General features: G+C 43.3%; 18 protein-coding genes. 5 read left to right on the top strand and 13 right to left on the bottom strand.

From position 1 onward, the window contains the following. Positions 1 to 26 precede the first annotated feature (26 nt). A complete protein-coding gene (locus tag SORDD05_RS07670; protein WP_061418841.1) occupies positions 27 to 1,706 on the bottom strand; it encodes an alpha-L-fucosidase in 1,680 nt (559 codons plus the stop codon). A gap of 743 nt (positions 1,707 to 2,449) precedes the next feature. Here SORDD05_RS07670 and arcA point away from each other — a divergent pair. From arcA to SORDD05_RS07695, 5 genes are all read left to right on the top strand, one after another. After that, positions 2,450 to 3,679 (top strand): arginine deiminase, encoded by a 1,230-nt coding sequence (arcA, locus tag SORDD05_RS07675; RefSeq protein WP_061418622.1) that lies wholly within the window; start codon positions 2,450 to 2,452, stop codon positions 3,677 to 3,679. Between the two features lie 57 nt (positions 3,680 to 3,736). Beyond that, positions 3,737 to 4,753 (top strand): ornithine carbamoyltransferase, encoded by a 1,017-nt coding sequence (gene argF, locus SORDD05_RS07680; protein WP_061418624.1) that lies wholly within the window; start codon positions 3,737 to 3,739, stop codon positions 4,751 to 4,753. 293 nt (positions 4,754 to 5,046) lie between these two features. Beyond that, on the top strand, positions 5,047 to 5,994 hold the full coding sequence (gene arcC / locus SORDD05_RS07685; RefSeq protein WP_061418627.1) for a carbamate kinase: 948 nt from the start codon (positions 5,047 to 5,049) through the stop codon (positions 5,992 to 5,994). Between the two features lie 97 nt (positions 5,995 to 6,091). Further along, complete coding sequence (locus tag SORDD05_RS07690; RefSeq protein ID WP_001291840.1) at positions 6,092 to 7,603, top strand: YfcC family protein; 1,512 nt, start codon at positions 6,092 to 6,094, stop codon at positions 7,601 to 7,603. Positions 7,604 to 7,625: 22 nt separating this feature from the next. Then, entirely contained in the window at positions 7,626 to 8,954 is a 1,329-nt protein-coding gene (locus tag SORDD05_RS07695) for a dipeptidase (protein WP_061418629.1), read from the top strand. A gap of 56 nt (positions 8,955 to 9,010) precedes the next feature. Here SORDD05_RS07695 and adcA read toward each other — a convergent pair whose 3' ends face one another. From adcA to glpO, 12 genes are all read right to left on the bottom strand, one after another. Beyond that, the gene (gene adcA / locus SORDD05_RS07700) at positions 9,011 to 10,516 is read right to left on the bottom strand and encodes a zinc ABC transporter substrate-binding lipoprotein AdcA (protein WP_061418632.1); all 1,506 of its coding nucleotides are present in this window, start codon (positions 10,514 to 10,516) and stop codon (positions 9,011 to 9,013) included. Positions 10,517 to 10,525: 9 nt separating this feature from the next. Then, positions 10,526 to 11,332, bottom strand: a complete 807-nt coding sequence (locus tag SORDD05_RS07705; RefSeq protein WP_000950023.1) for a metal ABC transporter permease — start codon at positions 11,330 to 11,332, stop codon at positions 10,526 to 10,528. Continuing rightward, the gene (locus tag SORDD05_RS07710; protein WP_001269483.1) at positions 11,325 to 12,029 is read right to left on the bottom strand and encodes a metal ABC transporter ATP-binding protein; all 705 of its coding nucleotides are present in this window, start codon (positions 12,027 to 12,029) and stop codon (positions 11,325 to 11,327) included. The genes SORDD05_RS07705 and SORDD05_RS07710 overlap by 8 nt, the downstream gene beginning before the upstream one ends. Beyond that, positions 12,029 to 12,469 (bottom strand): zinc-dependent transcriptional regulator AdcR, encoded by a 441-nt coding sequence (gene adcR / locus SORDD05_RS07715; RefSeq protein WP_061418636.1) that lies wholly within the window; start codon positions 12,467 to 12,469, stop codon positions 12,029 to 12,031. Before adcR ends, SORDD05_RS07710 begins: the two co-directional genes overlap by 1 nt. Positions 12,470 to 12,616: 147 nt before the next feature. After that, the gene (gene nt5e, locus SORDD05_RS07720) at positions 12,617 to 14,668 is read right to left on the bottom strand and encodes a cell surface ecto-5'-nucleotidase Nt5e (protein WP_061418639.1); all 2,052 of its coding nucleotides are present in this window, start codon (positions 14,666 to 14,668) and stop codon (positions 12,617 to 12,619) included. A 143-nt stretch (positions 14,669 to 14,811) separates the two neighbouring features. Then, positions 14,812 to 16,080, bottom strand: a complete 1,269-nt coding sequence (gene dltD / locus SORDD05_RS07725) for a D-alanyl-lipoteichoic acid biosynthesis protein DltD (protein ID WP_061418642.1) — start codon at positions 16,078 to 16,080, stop codon at positions 14,812 to 14,814. Continuing rightward, positions 16,073 to 16,312 (bottom strand): D-alanine--poly(phosphoribitol) ligase subunit DltC, encoded by a 240-nt coding sequence (dltC, locus tag SORDD05_RS07730; RefSeq protein ID WP_000351970.1) that lies wholly within the window; start codon positions 16,310 to 16,312, stop codon positions 16,073 to 16,075. Before dltC ends, dltD begins: the two co-directional genes overlap by 8 nt. Positions 16,313 to 16,324: 12 nt before the next feature. Further along, positions 16,325 to 17,569, bottom strand: a complete 1,245-nt coding sequence (gene dltB, locus SORDD05_RS07735) for a D-alanyl-lipoteichoic acid biosynthesis protein DltB (RefSeq protein ID WP_061418645.1) — start codon at positions 17,567 to 17,569, stop codon at positions 16,325 to 16,327. Further along, a complete protein-coding gene (gene dltA / locus SORDD05_RS07740; protein ID WP_061418648.1) occupies positions 17,566 to 19,116 on the bottom strand; it encodes a D-alanine--poly(phosphoribitol) ligase subunit DltA in 1,551 nt (516 codons plus the stop codon). Before dltA ends, dltB begins: the two co-directional genes overlap by 4 nt. 20 nt (positions 19,117 to 19,136) lie before the next feature. Further along, positions 19,137 to 19,268 carry a teichoic acid D-Ala incorporation-associated protein DltX gene (locus tag SORDD05_RS07745; RefSeq protein ID WP_025168981.1) on the bottom strand — a complete coding sequence of 44 codons (132 nt, stop codon included), beginning with the start codon at positions 19,266 to 19,268 and terminating at the stop codon, positions 19,137 to 19,139. Between the two features lie 240 nt (positions 19,269 to 19,508). Beyond that, positions 19,509 to 20,213, bottom strand: a complete 705-nt coding sequence (locus tag SORDD05_RS07750; RefSeq protein ID WP_000975174.1) for an MIP/aquaporin family protein — start codon at positions 20,211 to 20,213, stop codon at positions 19,509 to 19,511. Between the two features lie 70 nt (positions 20,214 to 20,283). Further along, positions 20,284 to 22,110: a type 1 glycerol-3-phosphate oxidase gene (gene glpO / locus SORDD05_RS07755; RefSeq protein ID WP_061418651.1), complete on the bottom strand. Its 1,827-nt coding sequence runs from the start codon at positions 22,108 to 22,110 to the stop codon at positions 20,284 to 20,286. Positions 22,111 to 22,166 lie beyond the last annotated feature (56 nt).

Raw genomic sequence — 22,166 nt, forward strand, 5'->3', positions numbered from 1 at the left:
CTTTGCATCGCGCAAAGGTTCTTCTTTTATGAAACTTGTACTTGAAGCTGGTCAACCAGCTGCCCATCTACCGTCAAATTCAGATAAAAGTCCAAGGTTTTATCTCCTGCAAAATACAAGGTTGGTAGCGTTAGCCTTTTTTCAGTCTCGCCAACTTGAAACGTAAGAACTTGAATTTCGTCCCGATAAGCGACACCATGCACACCCGTCCCTGGTTGAATCGAAATCTTAGCTTCCAAAGGACTGCTAGATTCTCTGCGCCTCACTGTAAAGTGGTCATTTTCTCCCTTTGCCACAGCTAGACTTTTTTCTAAGAACTCTAGTTGCTGAACAGCTTCTTTTCTCGACAAGGTAGGTGTTTTATAGAGTGAAATCTTGGTCAACAAAGGCAAAGCCTGTGCCTCTGTAATGGTCACACGTATCTTCTGCGCCTCAACGACTGATCCTCGTAAGAGACGTTTGTAGCCAACAGTATAACCAGATCCAAACTCCTGCCAGGCACCATCCAACTCTACCTGAACACGGAAAGCAGCGATGCGTTGCCCCAGCTTCAAATCTTCCCTCAGCTCAATTACATCAAAAGTTTTAGGTGCCCCTAAATCGAGCTCTAATTGGATTGGCAACTCTGCATCACTTGCCCAAGAACTAGCCTCCAGCCCATCTGTCAGGTGAGAACAGGCAAAGTCTGGTGATAGAGCCGGACCAGATACCTTGGCTCCCAAAGCCAAATCTTCTTTATAGAGTTCATCACGATAGGCAGCAAATTCATAGAGTCGCTGGATATCCTTTTCGTCAAAGAGACCATCTTGGTTCGGTGGGATATTGAGCAAGAGAGGGGTTCCCCGCCCTACTGAGCGAAAATAAATCTCGACCAATTCCTCGAGAGACTTAGGATCCTGATCCTCATGGTAAAACCAGCCCGGGCGAAGAGAAACATCTGCCTCACCGATTGAAAATAGCGTCCCAGAGGGGTCTCCGTGCTGCAGGTAATCTAATGCAGCTTCAGTCCCTAACTGGTCTGGTTTGACTTTTTGCCACAAGGGATCCCCTGCATAGCCACGTTCATTTCCAATCCAGCGAATACTAGTTCCCTCAATTGAGAAAATCAAACAATCGCCCTGCAAGCCACGAATGGTTTCAAACCAAATCTCAAACTCATAGTTGACCTTCTGGGCCCCTTCCCCTCGAGCACCATCCATCCACACCTCAGTGAACTTACCGGCATTCCCATAGGCAGGATTTGACAAGATTTCCTTCAATTGAGCCAGATAGTAGGCATTGTAGTCCGCTTCTTGGTCCACGTGATAGAGGGGACTGTGAGCATCCCAAGGAGACAAATACACTCCCATATCCATGTCAAACTCAGTCGCAGCTTTGGAGATCTCAAGGAGCAAGTCCCCCTTGCCATCCCTCCAAGGGCTAGCCTTGACCGAATAATCTGTGTGGGCTGTCGGGTAGAGGACAAAACCATCGTGGTGCTTAACCACCAAAATCAGCTTTTTAAAACCTGTTTCTTTGAGTACCCGAACCCATTCACGCGCAGCCAACTTGGTCGGGTTAAAACGCATAGGATCCTCTTGCCCACTTCCCCATTCCTGGTCATAAAAGGTATTGGGACCAAAATGGATAAAGGCAGCTAATTCATCCTCTAAATAAGCTAGCTGGGCCTGACTTGGCAATGGTTCATGTGGTTTTATTTTCGTCATCATCTCGTATCTCTTTCTCTTGTTCACAAAGTTATCCACAACTTGTGGATAAGAAAACATTCCTAAAAACTAGCTTTTCTAGACTCCAGCTCTTTGACTTTGAACCTATCACCTTCAGCAAACTCTGCTCAAATCCCCACTGCACTAGGATTTCTACTAGAAAGCTGGCCAGTTACTAGTTGCCGGTACTATTATCAAGACCCCTCTAGGATATTAGCTGAATGTCCTGCTCTGCCCAGACTTATCCACAACTTGTGAATAAACCCTTCTTCCTAGTTCTTACCTCGTTGACTATAACAAAAAATCTAGGTACCGTCAATAAGACAAGGCTGTCTTCCTAAATACTCAGAAAAGATTCTATAATTTGTACAATATACATTTTATGCCATTCAAAAGAAAGGCTTTCAGATAGATTTCATATAATTTTCTAAATGACTTTCAATCACTGCTCCTCTCAATTCCTCGTCAGAACTGAATTAAAATCTGGACATTTCTTCTTAAAATGTGAAATTTAGCATAATTTTTTCAAAAAATATTATATTCTTTTTAGTAGAAGTTTATACATTTATTTCCTCTAATTCCTTTTGCCATCGTATAATAACATAAAATACTACTAAAACCTTGTTTTGTCCGAATTTTTAATCATTTTTTACTATTGACACGCCTCTGAGAATATGATATAACGTAAATGTAAGCGGTACCAAAAAGGTGCCACCGTTAAAAATTTTTAAGGAGGAAAACACATGTCTTCACATCCAATTCAGGTATTCTCAGAAATTGGGAAACTGAAAAAAGTTATGTTGCACCGTCCAGGCAAAGAGTTGGAAAACTTGTTGCCGGACTATCTCGAAAGGCTTCTTTTTGATGACATTCCATTCTTGGAAGATGCTCAAAAAGAACATGACGCATTTGCTCAAGCTCTTCGTGATGAAGGAATTGAGGTCCTTTACCTAGAGCAACTGGCTGCTGAATCATTGACTTCCCCAGAAATCCGCGATCAATTTATCGAGGAATATTTAGACGAAGCTAACATCCGTGGTCGTCAAACCAAGGCGGCTATTCGTGAATTGCTTCACAGTATAAAGGACAACCAAGAATTGGTTGAAAAAACTATGGCAGGGGTTCAAAAAGTTGAATTGCCGGAAATTCCTGAAGAAGCAAAAGGCTTAACTGACTTGGTTGAGTCAGACTATCCATTTGCTATCGACCCAATGCCAAACCTCTACTTCACTCGCGACCCATTTGCAACTATTGGTAATGCCGTATCGCTTAACCACATGTATGCAGATACTCGTAACCGTGAAACTCTTTATGGTAAATACATTTTCAAACACCATCCAATCTATGGTGGAAAAGTAGAATTAGTCTACAACCGTGAAGAAGATACTCGTATTGAAGGTGGAGATGAGCTCGTTCTTTCTAAAGACGTTCTCGCAGTAGGTATTTCTCAACGTACAGATGCAGCTTCGATTGAAAAACTCTTGGTGAACATCTTCAAGAAAAATGTTGGCTTCAAGAAAGTATTGGCATTTGAATTTGCTAACAACCGTAAATTCATGCACTTGGATACTGTCTTCACCATGGTTGACTACGACAAGTTCACAATTCACCCAGAAATCGAAGGCGATCTTCGTGTGTACTCTGTCACTTATGAAGATGAAAAACTCAAGATTGTTGAAGAAAAAGGTGACTTAGCTGAACTTCTTGCGAAGAACCTCGGCGTAGAAAAAGTTCATTTGATCCGTTGCGGTGGTGGCAATATCGTAGCAGCTGCGCGTGAACAATGGAATGATGGCTCCAACACTTTGACCATCGCACCTGGTGTAGTTGTCGTTTATGCCCGCAATACCATTACCAATAAGATCCTAGAAGAATACGGGCTTCGCTTGATTAAGATTCGCGGAAGCGAATTGGTTCGGGGCCGTGGTGGACCTCGTTGTATGTCTATGCCATTTGAACGTGAAGAAGTATAATCGCTGTTCAGTATTTGTCAATAAAAAATGTAAAAAATAGAAAGAGGAAATAATAGAATGACACATTCAGTATTCCAAGGACGCAGCTTCTTAGCAGAAAAAGACTTTACTCGCGCAGAGTTAGAATACCTTATCGGTCTTTCAGCTCACTTGAAGGATTTGAAAAAACGCAATATCCAACACCACTACCTTGCTGGTAAAAATATCGCTCTCCTGTTTGAAAAAACTTCTACTCGTACACGTGCAGCCTTTACAACTGCAGCTATTGACCTTGGTGCTCATCCAGAATACCTCGGAGCAAATGACATTCAGTTAGGTAAAAAAGAATCTACTGAAGATACTGCAAAAGTTTTGGGTCGTATGTTTGACGGGATTGAATTCCGTGGTTTCAGCCAACGTATGGTTGAAGAATTGGCAGAATTCTCCGGTGTTCCAGTATGGAATGGTCTGACTGACGAATGGCACCCAACTCAAATGCTCGCTGACTATTTGACAGTTCAAGAAAACTTTGGTCGTTTGGAAGGCTTGACATTGGTTTACTGTGGTGATGGACGTAACAACGTTGCCAATAGCTTGCTGGTAACAGGTGCTATCCTTGGTGTTAACGTTCACATCTTCTCACCAAAAGAACTCTTCCCAGAAAAAGAAATCGTTGAATTGGCTGAAGGCTTTGCTAAAGAAAGTGGCGCACATGTTCTCATCACCGAAGATGCTGACGAAGCAGTTAAAGGCGCAGACGTTCTTTACACAGACGTTTGGGTATCTATGGGTGAAGAGGACAAATTCGCAGAACGCGTTGCACTTTTGAAACCTTACCAAGTCAATATGGACTTAGTGAAAAAAGCAAACAATGAAAACTTGATCTTCCTCCACTGTTTACCAGCATTCCACGACACTCACACTGTTTATGGTAAAGATGTTGCTGAAAAATTTGGCGTAGAAGAAATGGAAGTAACAGACGAAGTCTTCCGCAGCAAGTATGCTCGTCACTTTGACCAAGCAGAAAACCGTATGCACACTATCAAAGCTGTTATGGCTGCTACTCTTGGAAATCTCTACATTCCTAAAGTATAAAACTTACTCGTATACACAACACAGGGGTTGAGACGAAAGCTATGATAGCTTATCAGTTCTAGCGAAAGAAAGCAAGGATTCCGTTTGACAGATTTGCCACCTTACTCTTGTCATCTTCCTGCTTCCTAGTCTCATTCTGATAAACGTCGGCTGTGCGTTCAACCCCTTTTATTAGTAGTAATGACTAATTTGTCTTTTAAAAAGACGCTACCTCCACTTCATATTTTATCATCATACCTGCCTGTAGCTCTTGGAGTTCTGTCAGGTTTACCATATTAAAGGAAGGAGAGCTCATGTCTCATAGAAAAATCGTCGTTGCTTTAGGCGGAAATGCCATCCTCTCCACTGATCCATCTGCCCAAGCTCAACAAGCTGCTCTGGTAGAAACAGCTCGTCATCTGGTCAAGTTGATTCAAAACGGAGATGAACTGATCATCACTCACGGAAATGGTCCTCAGGTGGGTAATCTCTTGCTTCAACACTTGATGGCAGATTCGGAAAAAAACCCTGCCTTCCCCCTTGATTCTTTGGTTGCCATGACCGAGGGTAGTATTGGTTTTTGGCTACAATGTGCTCTTGATAACGCATTGCTTGATGTAGGACTTGATAAAAATGTCGCTTCTGTTGTTACCCAAGTTATAGTAGACAAAGCGGACCCTGCCTTTATCAATCCTACCAAACCAATCGGTCCATTCTACTCAGAAGAAGATGCCAAAGCTGAGAGCGAAAAAACAGGAGCAACCTTCAAAGAAGATGCCGGTCGTGGCTGGCGTAAAGTGGTGGCTTCACCAAAACCAATCGACATCAAAGAAATCAACAGCATCCGCACCTTGCTTGATAATGGTCAAGTTGTCATCGCAGCAGGTGGAGGAGGTATCCCTGTTGTCAAAAATGAAAACGGTTACTTAAGTGGAGTCGAAGCCGTTATTGATAAAGACTTTGCTTCTCAACGACTAGCAGAACTCGTCGAAGCTGATCTCTTCATCGTCCTTACTGGCGTAGACTATGTCTATGTAAACTACAATAAACCAGACCAAGAAAAACTTGAACACGTTACTGTCAGTCAACTAAAAGAATACATCAAGCAAGGACAATTCGCGCCAGGTAGCATGCTACCAAAAGTCGAAGCTGCTATCGATTTTGTAACCAACCGCCCAGAAGGCAAGGCTGTTATCACTTCCCTCAGCAATCTAGGCGCCTTGATCGAGTCCGAAAGCGGAACAATTATTGTTAAAGACTAGCCATTTTAACCCAAGTACAAGCTCTAATCAGGAATACTTAGGTAAACCAACATCATTCGTTTTTATACTTTGTGGCATAGTTTAGGAGGAAAAACAAATGAGTGAAAAAACAAAAAAAAGGTTCCAAATGCCCTCATCTTACACTGTTTTGATCATTATTATTGCCATCATGGCAATCTTGACTTGGATCATTCCAGCAGGTAAGTATGACACGAACGAAGCAGGTGGCCTCATTGCAGGCACCTATCAAACCGTTGAATCTAATCCCCAAGGGATTTACGATATTCTAATGGCTCCGATTCGGGCGATGCTCGGTCACGAACCAACTAAAGCCGCTATTGACGTAGCCTTCTTCATCCTCATGGTTGGGGGATTTCTAGGTGTCGTCAATGCGACAGGCACATTAGATGTTGGTATTGCCTCTATTGTTAAGAAATACAAAGGACGCGAAAAAATGCTGATCCTCATCCTCATGCCCCTCTTTGCACTTGGAGGAACAACTTATGGTATGGGTGAAGAAACCATGGCATTTTACCCACTCCTTGTCCCTGTTATGATGGCTGTTGGTTTTGATAGCATTACTGCCGTTGCCATCATCCTACTCGGTTCACAAGTCGGCTGTCTTGCCTCTACTCTCAATCCTTTTGCTACTGTTATCGCTTCTGATACCGCAGGTGTGTCATCTATGGACGGAGTTATCCTTCGTATCATCTTCTGGTTTGTTATGACAGGTATTAGTACTTACTTTGTCTACCGCTATGCAGAAAAGATTCAAAAGGATCCTACAAAATCACTTGTCTACTCTCAACGTGAAGAAGACCTTAAACACTTCAATGTCACTGATAACGAAAATGCTCCATCTGTCTTGAACAAGAAACAAAAACATGTTCTTGCCTTGTTCATCTTGACTTTCATCATCATGATTGCCAGCTTTATCCCTTGGGTAGACTTGCACATCACTCTATTTGAAGACTTCAAGAATTGGTTGATTGGTCTCCCTGTTATTGGTGGAGCTATCGGTTCATCTGCCTTACCTTTCGGTAGCTGGTACTTCCCAGAAGGTGCGATGCTCTTTGCTGTGATGGGTATTCTTATTGGTGTTGTTTACGGTCTTAAGGAAAGCAAGATTATCTCTACCTTTATGGCTGGTGCAGCAGATCTTCTCACCGTAGCCTTGATTTGTGCAGTAGCTCGTGGTATCCAAGTTATCATGAACGACGGTATGATTACTGCAACTATTCTACACTGGGGTGAAGTCGGACTTCAAGGTCTCTCTTCTCAGGTCTTCATCGTTTTGACCTACCTCTTCTACCTTCCTATGTCATTCCTTATCCCATCTTCATCTGGACTTGCTAGTGCTACAATGGGAATCATGGCACCACTTGGTGAGTTCGTTAATGTAAAACCTAGTCTCATCATCACTGCCTATCAATCTGCATCTGGTGTACTCAACCTTGTCGCTCCAACTTCTGGTATCGTTATGGGGGCTCTCGCGCTCGGCCGTATCAGTCTAGGAACTTGGTGGAAATTTGTTACTAAACTCATTGTCGTTATTGTCATTGTGAGCATACTTCTTCTTATCCTAGGTACCTTCCTGCCATTCCTTTAGAACAAAGTATGAGGTAAAACGGATGAATTCATATATCACCGACTCCATTAAACAGAGCTTTTTACAGAGTTTAAAGACTCTTATCTCCTACCCATCTGTTCTCAAAGAAGGAGAAAATGGCACACCTTTTGGACAAGCTATTCAAGACGTTCTAGAAAAGACGCTGGAAATCTGCCGTGAACTTGGTTTTAAAACTTATATTGATCCCAAGGGCTATTATGGTTATGCAGAGGTTGGTGAGGGAGAACTCCTTGCCATCCTCTGCCACTTGGATGTTGTGCCTGCAGGAGATTTGTCAGATTGGCAATCTCCTCCATTTGAAGCAACTATCAGAGAAGGCAAACTCTTTGGACGAGGGGCACAAGACGACAAAGGGCCTTCACTGGCAGCTCTCTACGCAGTGAAAAGCTTGCTGGACCAAGGCATCCAATTTAAGAAGCGCGTGCGTTTTATCTTTGGTACGGATGAAGAAACTCTTTGGAGATGTATGGCACGCTACAACGCCCTCGAAGAACAAGCCAGCATGGGATTTGCACCAGATTCGTCATTTCCTTTGACATACGCTGAAAAGGGGCTCCTTCAAGTCAAGCTTCATGGCCCCGGTTCTGATCATCTCAAGCTCGATGTCGGAGGTGCCTTTAATGTCGTACCAGATAAGGCAAGTTACCAAGGTCCTCTTTATGAAGCGGTTTGTAGGGGGTTGAAGGAAGCAAATTTTGATCACCAAACCACAGACCAAACCGTGACCGTACTCGGGGTACCTAAACACGCCAAAGATGCTAGTCAAGGTGTCAATGCAGTCATTCGACTTGCTAGTGTACTCGCACCTCTCCAACCCCACTCTGCCCTCCATTTTCTAACCGACAAAGCAGGGCAAGATGGTAGAGGGCTTGGAATCTTTGGAGAGGTTACTGATGAACCGTCTGGTTCCCTTTCCTTTAATGTTGCAGGGTTGACCATCAATCCCGATCGTTCCGAGATTCGGATCGATATACGCATACCTGTGCTAGCAGATAAGGAGAAACTGGTGGCACAGCTCACCCAGTGCGCCAAAGACTACCAACTTGACTACCAAGAATTTGACTATCTAGCACCCCTCTATGTCGCAAGAGATAGCCAACTTGTTACTGCCCTTATGCAAGTCTACCAAGAAAAAACCGGAGATAAAACTCCTCCTCTCTCATCAGGTGGTGCTACCTTTGCCCGCACCATGCCAAACTGTGTAGCCTTTGGCGCTCTTTTCCCAGGAGCACAACAAACTGAGCATCAGGCAAATGAAGCAGCTGTCCTAGACGATCTATATCGCGCTATGGACATCTACGCAGAGGCGGTTTACCGTCTCGCAACCTAACTGGATGATCGTTTCTACCAAAAAAATCCCGCAGATTTGCGGGATTTTCTCTTACATCAATGCGCCAACATTTCTTGGGCGATTTCTTGTCCAGATAGCTTATCTGGGTAGTAGGTTGGCCAGTTATCCATCTCTTCAAAGAGAGCTTCTTGGCTGGTGCCTCCAAAGAAGATATGGAAATGTTCTGCCTTGACTGGGGCGATATTGTGGTCACTAAACTGAACATACTTGAACTGTCCAGCGTCCGCATCTGTCGCTTCAAAGAGGAAGCGCACGCCACGATTGCCTTTCTTATAAGTCAAGATTTTCTTGCCGACATACTTATAGGTGAATTTCTTGCTTCGGCCACCTTGAACAAATTCCATAGTGTTGTCCGTGATGTTAATCTTGGTCACATCTGTCTGATAACCTTTTCTATAGTAGGCCTTGTACTCATCCTTGGTCATCTTACCAGTCAACTTAGCCTTGTAGTCAAAGACTTGATCAAAGGTCCCATCTTCAAGGAAAGGATAGACCGACTGCCAGTTACCAGCATAGTCACTCAAGGTGCGGTCCTTGACGTCTGCATCCTCAAAGTAACCATTTTGAACTGTCTTGGTATTTTCTTCCTTCTCTGGCTCGATTTCCGGTCCTTCTTGGTCCGTTGTCTGTTTCAAAGCCTTGAGGTTTTTCTCCATCACGGAGATATAGTCCTCACCAGCCTTGGTTGCTTCTTCTGTCAGACTTTCTAGCGGATTGAGCACGTCTAATTTGACACCTGTTTCTTTTGAGAGTGTATTGGCGAGGGCTTGTGAGGCATTTTCTTCAAAGTAGATATAGGAAATCTTGTTTTTCTTGATATACTCTGTCAATTCTGCCAAACGTGCTGCCGATGGCTCTGCATCTGGTGAGAGACCTGAGATGGATACTTGCTTGAGACCGTAGTCCAAGGCAAGATAGTTAAAGGCTGCGTGTTGCGTTACGAAGCTCTTTTGTTTAGCTTGAGACAAGCCTTCTGTGTAGGCCTTGTCCAAGGCCTGCAATTTTTCAATATAGGCAGCTGCATTCTTCTCAAAAGTCTCTTTTTTATCAGGATAATCTGCTGACAAGCTGTCACGGATATGCTCTACCAGTTTGATGGCGCGTGCTGGTGAAAGCCAAACGTGGGGATCGTAGTCGTGATGGTGACCCTCACCGCCATGATCATGCCCTTCCTCTTCTTCCTCACCACCTGGCAAGAGGAGCATATCACCTGTCGCCTTGATGGTTTTCACTTTTTTCTTATCTAAGGATTCTAGCAATTTAGGAACCCAAGTTTCCATATTTTCATTTTCATAGACAAAGGTATCTGCATCTTGGATTTTGGCAACTGCCTTGGCAGACGGTTCGTATTCGTGGGGTTCTGTACCAGCACCGATGAGGAGTTCTACATTAGCAGTATCTCCTGCGACTTGCTTGGTAAATTCGTAGACAGGGTAAAAGGTTGTCACGATATTTAGCTTCCCATCTGCCTGTTTTTGATTGGAACAAGCCACTAAAAACAAGGCACATAGACTAGCTAGCAGTAAGCTAATTTTTTTCATTTCATTCTCCTATTTGATAAAACGTTTCAGTAGACTGACTAACAAAAAGACGGCTACAAAGATAATGGTGATACTAGCGCTAGCAGGGGTTTCCGCATAGTAGGAAATATAGAGCCCTGCCACCATTCCTAAAAAGCCAATAGCGCTAGCTAGTAACATAACGGATTTAAAGTTTTTCCCCAGACGCAGGGCAATACTAGCTGGCAATACCATAATGGTTGACACCAGAAGAGCTCCTGCAGCTGGAATCATAAGAGCAATAGCCACCCCTGTCACCATGTTAAAAAGAATAGACATGGTACGAACTGGCAAGCCATCCACAAAGGCCGTATCCTCATCAAAAGTCAGGATATACATTGGGCGCAAGAACAAGAAAGTCAAGAGTAAAACGACCGCAGCAATGGCAAAGAGGAATATCACCTGCTCCTGGCTAATAGTCACAATCGAACCAAAGAGATATTGGTCCAAACTCATGGAGCTCGAACTTTTGCCCTTACTCATCACGATAAGAGACACTGCAAGTCCTGTTGACATGAGGATGGCAGTTCCAATTTCCATAAAGTTCTTATAGACTGTCCGGAGATATTCTAGAAAGACCGCAGCGATTAAGACAATAGCAATGGTTGAAATGGTTGGAGAAATTCCCAAAACCAGACCAAAGGCTACCCCTGATAGAGAAACGTGACTGAGGGTATCGCTCATCAAACTCTGACGACGTAAGATAAGGAAAGTCCCAAGAACCGGAGAAAAGAGACTCATGGCAATGACCGCCAAGAAGGCACGCTGCATGAAGTCATAAGATAACAAACTAAGCATGTTCCACCTCCTGGTCGCTTTCGTGAACGTTAAAACAACGCCATGGCGAGTCTTGATTGCGAACTAGATGGATATTGCGATCCGCATAGTCCTTGACCTCCTCAGGATCATGGGTAATCATCAAAACAGCCTTGCCATGATGGTGGGCACTATGGTGCATGAGTTCGTAAAATTCATTTTTGCTTCCAGCATCCATCCCTGTCGTCGGCTCATCCAAGACAAAAATATCTGGGTCAGAAGCAAACATCCGAGCAATAACTGCTCGTTGCTTTTGTCCTCCCGAGAGGGAACCAATTCGTTTGTCACGGTGTTCCCACATACCAACCGAGTCTAGACTGGCCTTGATATGTTCCTCATCATGAGCATTCAAGCGACGAAACCAGCCCTTTCGAGGATAGCGACCCGACTTGACAAATTCATAAACTGTACTTGGAAAACCAGCATTAAAACTGGCTATCTGCTGGGGAAGATAAGCTATCCTAAGCTTTTTCCCATGAGTATTTGTCTTTGAGATGGTTACCTTGCCAAATCTTGGCTGCAAGATGCCTAGACTCGCCTTGATGAGCGTTGTCTTGGCAGCCCCATTTTCACCAGTCAGGGTAACAAACTCCCCACTATCAACACTGTAGTTGATATGCTCGAGGACAGGTTCTTTGTCATAATAGAAAGATAAGTCCTCTACTGTAATATACCGCATTATTTGATTTCTCCTACTAAAGCAGTTAAAAACCGCTGGATAACCTCTTGTTCATTTGGAGTAAACTGACTTGCCACTTGTTCATAGGCTAAGAGCGTGTGTTCATGATGATGGTGGTGTTCCTCTGCCACCGGTCGAGCCAAATCAGTCAACTGATAAAAAATCACGCGCGCATCCTTTGGATCTCTGGATGTCTCTAACATACCCTCTTTGACCAAAGACTTGATAGCCTTGGTCACTGCCGCCTGACTGACATTGAGGCGACGGGCCAACTCCGAGTTGGTTAAGGATTCTTCTGACAAGAGCATGAGGATGTGTTCCTGAGTATTGGTCAAGGCAACGTCACTCGTGCAATGCCCAATCAGAATTTCATGCTGGTTCTCAGATCTCAAGATCACCTCGTTTAAAAAGTTATCGATTTCCTGTGCAAGCTGTCTCATGTGTTACTCCTTCCCTAGCTATCTTTTCGTAAAAAACATAGATAGCCACCGATTCTTTACTGGTTAATTATATCATAAACCAAAAAAGAGTCAAGGGAAAAAGGCGTAAAAACGTTTCCCTAGACTCTTCTAGATGTAAAATTTAACCTATTTTTGCTTTGGTTTTCGGCTCGATAAGATACCTGCCAGACCAGCTACCATTCCCATCAAGAGCAAGAAGATGGATTGTTCACTTCCTGTATTTGGGAGAGCTTTTTCTGAGACAACCGCCTTCTTGCTAAATTGACCTGCCACCTCATAAGTAAGTGGTACATTTGTAGTCGCATCGCTAGCAGCTGCATTCGTTTGAGGCGTTTCTACTGGTAGACTAAAGTTTTTAGAATCCACAGAAATCGTCCGTGAGTTCGGATTAATCTTTTCATACTGGGTCAAATCAGCGGTTTTCAGATACTCTTCAAAGGCTGCATCCATAGACGGACCTTCTTCACGCGCGCCACCTAACATAGTGTAGCCATCACCACCCGCAGCTAAGAAATCATTGGTTGCAAGATAGTAGGTTTTTGCGAGGTCTAGAAGATCATAACGACCAGTTGCACGGTTTTTAACCTGGATGGCCAAGACACGTTTGCCTGATGGTAGGTTGGTATCATAGTAGACCTTCACACCTGAAACTTGCAAGAAACCACCACTTGGCTCTAACAATGGTTGCCCGTTCTCATCCAATACCTTCTTGCCATCCTTATCAACCTGCAAGATAGATCCGAGTGACTTTTCAAACATATCCAAAACTTGTTGCCCAGTCACTTGGATTTGTGAGATGGTATTTCCAAACGGAAGAACGGCAATGACATTTCCTTTAGTGATTGGTTTGCCTTTTGCAATGGTTTCACGCAAGCCACCACCATTTGTCACAGCGATGTCTGTCGGATGACTAAATCCTGTTTGACCATACTGATAGAGGGAGTCCGCTACGACGTTTCCGAGGTTGGTTTCACGAACCCGAACATTTTCACGATCGCCGTTGAGTTCTACAGGGCTGTTTGAAACGACTTCAACCGCATTTTCAGCATCGTATTTTTGTTTAATGTCTTTGACTAGTTTTTCAACTGTTGGATTGGCTGGTAATTTTTTAGCATCCGCAGCCGGAATCTGAGTTGGATTGCCCAAAAGCTGACGTGATTTGTAGGTGATTTTCCCTACATTATGAAGGTAGCTTCCTGTCTGGTTATAGGTAACATTGTCTCCATAGGTTGTTGATTCTACTGTATGAGAGTGACCATCGATTACTGTTACGCGTTTCCCTTTCAAACGAGGATTTTTAGACAAGGCTTCTGCCAAGGTTGAACCACGCCACTCGACTGGAGTTGTGGTATCTACACCCAAGTGAGCGAGCACAACATAGTGTTTGTAGTCTTTACCCTCTGCACGCGCCTTGGCTTGAACTTCTTCGATGACCTTATTGACTTCAGAGATTGGATCTGTAAAAGTTACCCCTTTAATGTTTTTAGGGTGGGTTTTTGTAGCAGTTTCAGGTGTTGTCACACCGATTACAACAAATTCATCACCTTCCACAGTCTTATCTTTATCAACAATTGTAGAAGCTTCAAAGAGACGAGCTCCATTGACGTAGGTATTTGAGCTAAGTAATGGGAATTTCAAGATTTCCTTGTATTTTTTAGCTTCGTCTAAACCAAAGTCAAACTCATGGTTTCCTACTGCCATGGCATCATACTGCATCTGATTGAGAATTTCGGCGCGTGCTTCACCCTTTGTAGAGTTGGAAATCGGTAAACCTTGGAAGGCGTCTCCAGCATCTACGACGAGAGTCGTTTGATTTGATTTCGCGCGTTCCTGCTCGATGACAGTCGCTAGCTTAGCATCTCCAATAACTCCCTTTTCCTCTACGATACGACCATGGACATCATTGGTGTGTAAAATAACGGTATCCTTTTCTTCGTTTTTAGTAGATTCAACAGGAGCTACCGGAGCTTCTGCAGGCACAACTACTTCAGAAGTAGCCAAAGTTTCCGGTACCGCAGGGCTCTCCACAGGAGCTGGAGTCGCCGACGTAGCTGGATTTGCTACAACTGCTGGACTTTCTGCAGGGGCAGCTGCTTCTTCAGCATAGACCTGTCCAGCCAAAAAAGCTGGGGCCAGTAGGGCTGTCGACAAGACAGGTAATAAGAAACGTTTATTCATTTTGAAATCCTTTTCTTTTTCTTTTTTCCTTTATATTATACGCTATTTATGAAAAAAATGAAACTTTTGACTTTTTTCCATCTATAATATTCGCCATTTAACCAAAAAACCTGAACCAAAAAGTTCAAGTTTTTTTAATCAATTTATTGGAAATCTTTGATATTTCCATCATAGGTCGCCCAGTCCTTACTAAAGAAACGGTCATTCATCTTGTAGTCTGGGGCTGGTTTTGGATCCGTCAAGAAGGGATTCACAACCTTATCAAAAGCCAACCAGCCCAACCAACCTAAGTGGATAGTATCCTTGATAAAGTAAGGTTCTCCTCCGTTTTTTGAAAAGTCAGCAATATTGGTAAAGCCTTGACTTTCTAACTGGTAACGAATTTTCTCCACTGCGTGTTGATACATTTCTTCACTGAGCTCTGTGTATTCCATCCATTTCTTGTTGACGGGCTGGATAACAAAGAGCACATTGACTTTTGATTTGGCAAATTGATTGAGAACCAGCTGCAAATCATTGTATTCAGACGACTTTAGGAAATTATAATTTTTTTGATACCCTTCCCATTTTTTTAAGTCTTTTTTGACCTCATACGTGTAGAAATGATTCTCCATCCCCATATCGTTATTGGTCGTATTTGCCTCTGCATCCTTACGGGCAATTTCTTCTAAAGCGTCATAAGAAAACTGATCAGGAAGATCTTTTAAATAGTTTTCTACATGTTCTTTGTACTTGAGTTTCCCCCGAATGGAAAATTGACCAAAAAGAGAGGACTGCTTTTCATTGAATCGTGCAAAGAGGTTGATGATAAGTCGATCAGCATCTGACAAGTCCTCTCCTTTTGAAAGCTTTTGAAGGATGCCTTTCAATGCCACACTCGGATTCTGCTTTAACAAACGCGTCGCAGCATGCTTAGCCGAAATGTCCCCAGATTGATTTTCCAAAAAAGCTGTCAACTGGTCGCTATTAAAGAATCTCTGAAACGCCGCTGGCTCGTAATCCGTCTCTGTAAACCACTGAGGAGAGATGACAAACACCGCCTGCTTTTCCTCGATTTCTGGCAGAATCTGCTGCAAACCGAAATATTGATTAAGCGAGGCCGCTCCTGCCTGACCCATAAAGTAAGGGCGATAGGGACGATTGTATTTTTCTGCTAAAACAGCTGGGTGGACACTATCAAATCGAATCCATTCACTGGACCCTAGAAAAGGGACAAAACGCATATTGGGATCCGTTAGCGCCCTCACTTTTTGACTTCTCTCTTTAAAACTTTCTCTACTGATGGAAGCTGCAGAGTACTTCTCCTCCGTCAGATTATGGCTTGTTGTACTTGGATAAAAAAAGATGAGTAGAAGAACCAAAAATCCAGCGATGAAGATAGGCCCGAAGATCAGCCACAAGCGTTTAAGCATTCTTTAACTCCGCAATACCTTCTACAATTTTATTAGCTGTATTCCAGTCATCACGACCGAACTCTGTCACTGGAACACGAATATCAAAACGGTTTTCAATCTCAACAATCAATTCAACCGTTCCCATACTATCCAAGACACCGGCATCAAAAAGATCTTCATCCATCATGTCAGAAACATCTTCCATAAACAACTCATCAATAATTTCAATAACTTCTGATTTGATATCCATTTTTATATCCTTTTATTTTTTAAACCATAAATCATTCAAAAATCCAGAAAAGATTAAGAATGAAACCATCACGACATGGAAGGTGACAACCATGCCAAGCAACTGAATCCAGCGATTCTCAGGTAAGGAACCCTTCCCAGCTTTTTTTCGTTCTTTATTGAGTGCTTTTTTCTTACGAACCCAAGCGTCATTGATGACCAGCCCAATCCCATGAAAAAGTCCATAGGCGATGTAGTACCAGGTCACTCCATGCCAGAATCCCATAATCAGCATATTGAGAATATAGGCTACACTTGAGGTCACATTACGATTTTTAAAGACCTTCTTTCTGGTCAACACCATGACCATCCTCATAAAGACAAAGTCACGGAACCAGAAAGACAGACTCATGTGCCAGCGATTCCAAAACTCTTTTAAATCCCTTGATAAAAAGGGCTTATTAAAGTTGATAGGACTATGAATCCCCATCAAATTGGAGATGGCTAAGGCAAACATAGAGTAGCCCGCAAAGTCAAAGAACAATTCTAGACCAAAGGTATACATGACCGCCAGAGCATAATGATTAAAGAAACCGCCTGTCTGCAAGGCCAAATTTTTCAGCGGAGGCAATAATGTCTCTCCTAAAATATGCGCCAAGATAAACTTGTAGAGGAAGCCAAGCATGATATACTTGACAGCCTCTTCTAGCATATCCATCAGCTCATCCCGCTCAGGAATGGTCTCGTAATTTTCATTGAAGCGTTTAAAACGATCAATGGGACCACTCGAGAAAGTCGGCATAAAGAGAAGAAAACGTAAGAATTGCCAGACGGTTAAATCCTTGATGACACCGTCTCTCAACTCAACGATAACCCCAACTGCACGAAAGGTCAAGTAAGAAATCCCTAAAAAGCCAAACAAAGATTGAGGTCCATGAATAGCAGGAGATACTTTCACAAAGACGATAGGCAATAGGGATAAAAAGCTAACTAGATAAAATATCCATTTACTATCCCGTCGTTTCCTGTACCTTTTGTAGAAAAATACAAGCAGTACTTGCCAGATAACATAAAGGATAAGAGCGCTTATCTGATTCGTCTTTCCACCGACCAACATGGTGACAATAAAGAAGAGACTAACCAGCACCTCATACCAAGCAAAACGTTTCTTGAAAAAGAGCCCGATAAATATCGGTAGGGTCGCAGTAATCACATATAAAAAATAATAGAGATTGCCATAAGGTTCCAAATGAGGTAGCTGTTTGTAAAGCTCCATCATCTATTGTTTACCTCGTTGATCAAGCCCTTGATATCAATTTTACCATTAGGCGTTAGTGGCAAACTGTCTCGATAGAGAAATTTCGATGGCATCATATAAGACATCATGATATCTGCTAGGTCTTCCTTGATAGCCTTGGTAATATCGATATCACGTTCAAACTGCTCGCGGACACCGTCCTTTAGGATGACATAAGCCAGTAGATTTTGCACCTTGTGGTCCTTGTTATAACGTGGGACAGCAACAGCCGACTCGATATAGCGAGATTTGTTGAGGTTTTGAGAGACATCTTCAAGCTCAATGCGATAACCATTGAACTTAATCTGGAAATCCATACGTCCACCGTAGAGAAGCAAGCCCTCATCTGTCATAGTTCCTACATCCCCTGTGTGGTAGGCTGGAAGACCTTCGAACTCAAAGAAAGCTTCTGCCGTTTTTTCAGGATTATTCATATAGCCTTTTGAAACAGCTGGCCCAGAAACAATGATTTCTCCCTGTTCACCATTTGGAACTTTCTTACCTTCCTCATCAATGATAAAGGTCGGAGAATCCGCCTTAGTATAGCCGATTGGCAGGCGTTTGAGAGTCACCAACATCTCGTCTGTCACAGCAACTGCTGACAGAGCCACTGTTGCTTCTGTTGGACCGTAGGCATTGATAATACGGGCATTTGGGAATCGCTCACGCAGTTTTTGAGCTGTTTTGACCGTCAATTCTTCACCATCAAAGTAGAAATGCGTGATTCCAGGCATTTTCTCACTGTTAAAGTCTTCTGACAACATGGCCATATCCGCAAAGGAAGGCGTTGAGGTCCAGATAGCGATTGGCAATGAAAAGATGGTCGCAAATAGTTGCTTAAAGTCCTGAGTAATGGCAGATGGAAGAGCGAAAAGCGTACCACCCAGTGCTAAGGTTGGCGCCCAGTACATGACAGACAGGTCAAAAGAATAAGGGGGCTGAGCCAGCATTTGCGGACGACTTGGCGTCGCAAATTCCTCATCTGTAATCATCCAGTTGGTAAAACTGAGGAGATTGTCATGGGAAATCTGCACTCCCTTAGGCTTGCCAGTCGTACCAGAAGTAAAGATGATGTAGTAGTTGTCATCCCCCTTGACTGGATGGGTCATCTCGTAGCTAGAAGCTTGAGCAAAAGCTTCATGGACTTGCTCCAAATTCAGCATCGGTGTGCTAGTTTGCTCTAATGGAAAATCCGAGATGGCAATAATCAAACTTGGCTCTGCAACTTCTACGATAGCAGAAACTCGTTCCAAGGCCGAATGGCTGTCAATTGGAATATAGGCATGCCCCGACTTAGTCAGCGCCACAAAGGTAGCCAACATCTCATACTCCTGACCACCAAAAACGACGACTGGAGATTTCTCAGGCAAGCCAAGTCGATCAATAGCTGCTGCTAAACTATCTGAATCAGCCTTCAGATCACCATAAGTGTGCTCTTGGCCTAAAACATTGTAGACAGGATATGTTGGCTGTGTTTGAGCAAAGTGCTCAATCGTTTCAATCATATCTTTTATCGGTTTATTAGACACGGTTTTTCTTCTCCTTCAAACTAGAACTCATTATAAATAAAGGTTCCTTGACTCTGACCAAGGTAACTAAAAAAATAAAGCAAACCAAGTAAGATTACAAAATATAGGACGGTCTGTCCCAAAAACATATACAATTTTCTGTGTTTTCCCATAGTTAGTGTGTTCAATTTTCTATGATTTTTCAAAAAAGCTATGCAACTATGCATTTACTGTCTTATCTTCCTAACATTTTACCATTTTATCAACCTTTTTTTCAACTGTTTACCATAATTCAAAAGTTTGTTTTAGCTTATTTTAAGATAAGTTAAGATATCAATCTTTTTGTTATAAATAAAGACAAAAAAGAGCCTGAGATTTCCATCTCAAACTCTGTTGCCAATAACTCTTTTACCTTAGAAAAGTGAAAATACGAGAACTGCTAGGGACGCTCCGAGGATAGGCCCCACAACAGGAATCCAAGCATAAGACCAGTCCCCATCTCCCTTGTTTGGAATTGGCAAGATGCTGTGCATGATACGAGGGCCAAGATCACGAGCTGGGTTCAAGGCATAACCCGTTGTCCCGCCTAGTGAAAGCCCGATACCGACAATCAACGTTCCCACTGCAAAGGTCCCTAAACCGGCTTGAAGGTCATAGAGTCCCAAGGCAAAGATTGTCAAGAGCAAAACAAAGGTTCCAAGGATTTCGCTAACCAAATTCGATACTGTGTTCTTGATTGCTGGTCCAGTACTAAAAGTCGCTAGGATATTACCTGCATTTTCTTCCGCTTCATAGTGTGGTTTGAATTGCAACCAAACCAAAATCTGAGCCACCATCGCTCCTGCGAATTGGGCTAGGATATAAGGGAAAACAGAACCCCAAGAGAGCGTCCCTTTTAAGGCCATCGCAAACGTCACAGCTGGATTTAGGTGGGCTGGGCTAAGCGTGCCAGATACAAAGGCCGCAACGGCTACAGCAATTCCCCATCCCATAGTAATCACAATCCATCCTGAATTGTTGCTCTTGGTTTTGGGAAGAACCACACCTGCAACAACACCATTTCCTAGGAGGATGAGGATTAAGGTCCCCAAAAATTCTCCAAATAATTCTTTCATCATATCTTTGTCTCCATTTAAAAGAAGGAGAGAGAAGGCAAGGAAGGCTTGTCTCCCTCTCTTCTAGTTTTTCTTAATTTTTCAATGCCGCTAGATCGTTGTTAGCAAGGGCTGCTTCAACATCCGCACGGTAGGCTACTTTTTCTTCTTCGGTCCAATCATAAAATCGTCCCATTTCATCCAGAACTGGCTCAACGATGCTATCTAAACTATCACGCATAAAGAGCATGTGGTTAGTACGACGAAGGAGGAAGTCAACTGGGCTAAGAGCCAACTCATTGCGCATTGCATAGTGAAGGGACAAGGTATCTGCCAAGCTGAGTCCCGGAGCTTGTTCCAAGCTGTGAGCAAGGGCAAAGACCTTCGGTGCATTTGAACCGTAAAGATTTGCTAGATAGTGAGCTTCCTTGCTATCCAAGCCACGTGAAACTCCAAGTTGCGCAAAGGCTTCGATTTCTGAGTCCACATTTGCTGGGTTCAATTCTCCACCTGAAACAGGATAAGTCTTCGAGTTGATGAGTTTAAAACTACGGTCAAATTCTGCTTTGAGGATGTCAACCACGCGCTCCATAGCTCCTTCAGCCATCTTACGGTAGTCTGTGATTTTACCACCAGCAAGAGTCAAGAGGCCATTGTCATCACGATCCAAGCTCGAACCACGAGAAACTGCAGATGGATCCAAATGTTTCTCAGATGTGCTACTTTCAAGCTTGCTGACAGCAGATTCAACATCTTCACGCGTTTTTTCTTTCGATAGATAAGCTTCGACAGTCGCAATCAAGCTATTGAAGCTTTCATCGCTAATGGTTCCGTTATTTCCTCCATTGTAGTCAGAAGCACTATTGCCTGCAATCAATGGACGAAGACCAGCCCAGCTGCTTTCGATATCATCAATGGTGATGTTTGCTTCTGGAAAGCGGTTGTTGACAATACCAAGCAGATAATTTACATCTTCCTGCGTCACTTTTGGATGTTCCAAATCGCCTGTGTAGTCAGTATCCGTTGTACCAAAGTAAGTCTTGTTTTCACGTGGTAGAACAAAGACCATACGCCCATCTCCCAAACCTGTGTCAAAGTAAACTGGCTGTGAAACCTTGATCTTGCTTGAGTCCACTACCAAGTGCACTCCCTTAGTTGGACGCATTTGTGAGAATTGTGTTCCCTTATTAGACAAATTACGTACCTTGTCGCTCCAAGGACCTGTCGTATTGATAACCAGACGCGCCTTGATTTCAAAGACTTGGTCTGTCAACAAATCACGAGCTACAACACCTGTAATCTTGCCACTTTCATCAAAGAGGAAGCCTTCTGCCTTAACGTGGTTGGCAATAAGGGCACCGTCTTGGTTGGCACGTTTGATATTTTCAATCACGAGACGCGCATCGTTGTTACGGAAGTCAAGGTAAACCCCACCTCCTACCAAACCTTCTTTCTTCAAGTTTGGCTGGCGTTCCAAGACTTCTTCCTTGCTCAAGACCTTGTTAGCAGCTGGCGTATTGTTAACCCCTGCCAAAAGGTCGTACAAGTCCATGGCTACTTTGAGACGGAAGAGGCTAAAGGTCGCTCCATCTTCATCGTAAACTGGCAAGAGCATTGGATCTGGTTTTGGAATATGTGGAGCGATTTGTTGAACTACTGCACGTTCAGAAACTGTATCTGACACCACTTCCACGTCAAATTGTTTGAGGTAACGCAGACCTCCGTGAACCAATTTTGTTGAACGGCTAGATGTTCCTTCTGCGAAGTCTTGCATTTCAATCAGACCTGTGTCAAGACCACTAGCTGCCGCTTGCAAGGCTACACCAGCTCCTGTAATCCCCCCACCGATAATCAAAAGGTCCAGGGTGCGTTCCTGCATTTTTTTAATTGATAATTCACGTGTTTTCTTTGAAAATTCCATATTTACACACTTTCTAACTGAGTCGTTTCATTCTTAAGCTGATCATTGCATCAAGA

It is taken from the genome of Streptococcus oralis (assembly GCF_001578705.1).
Lineage (GTDB): Bacteria > Bacillota > Bacilli > Lactobacillales > Streptococcaceae > Streptococcus > Streptococcus oralis_J.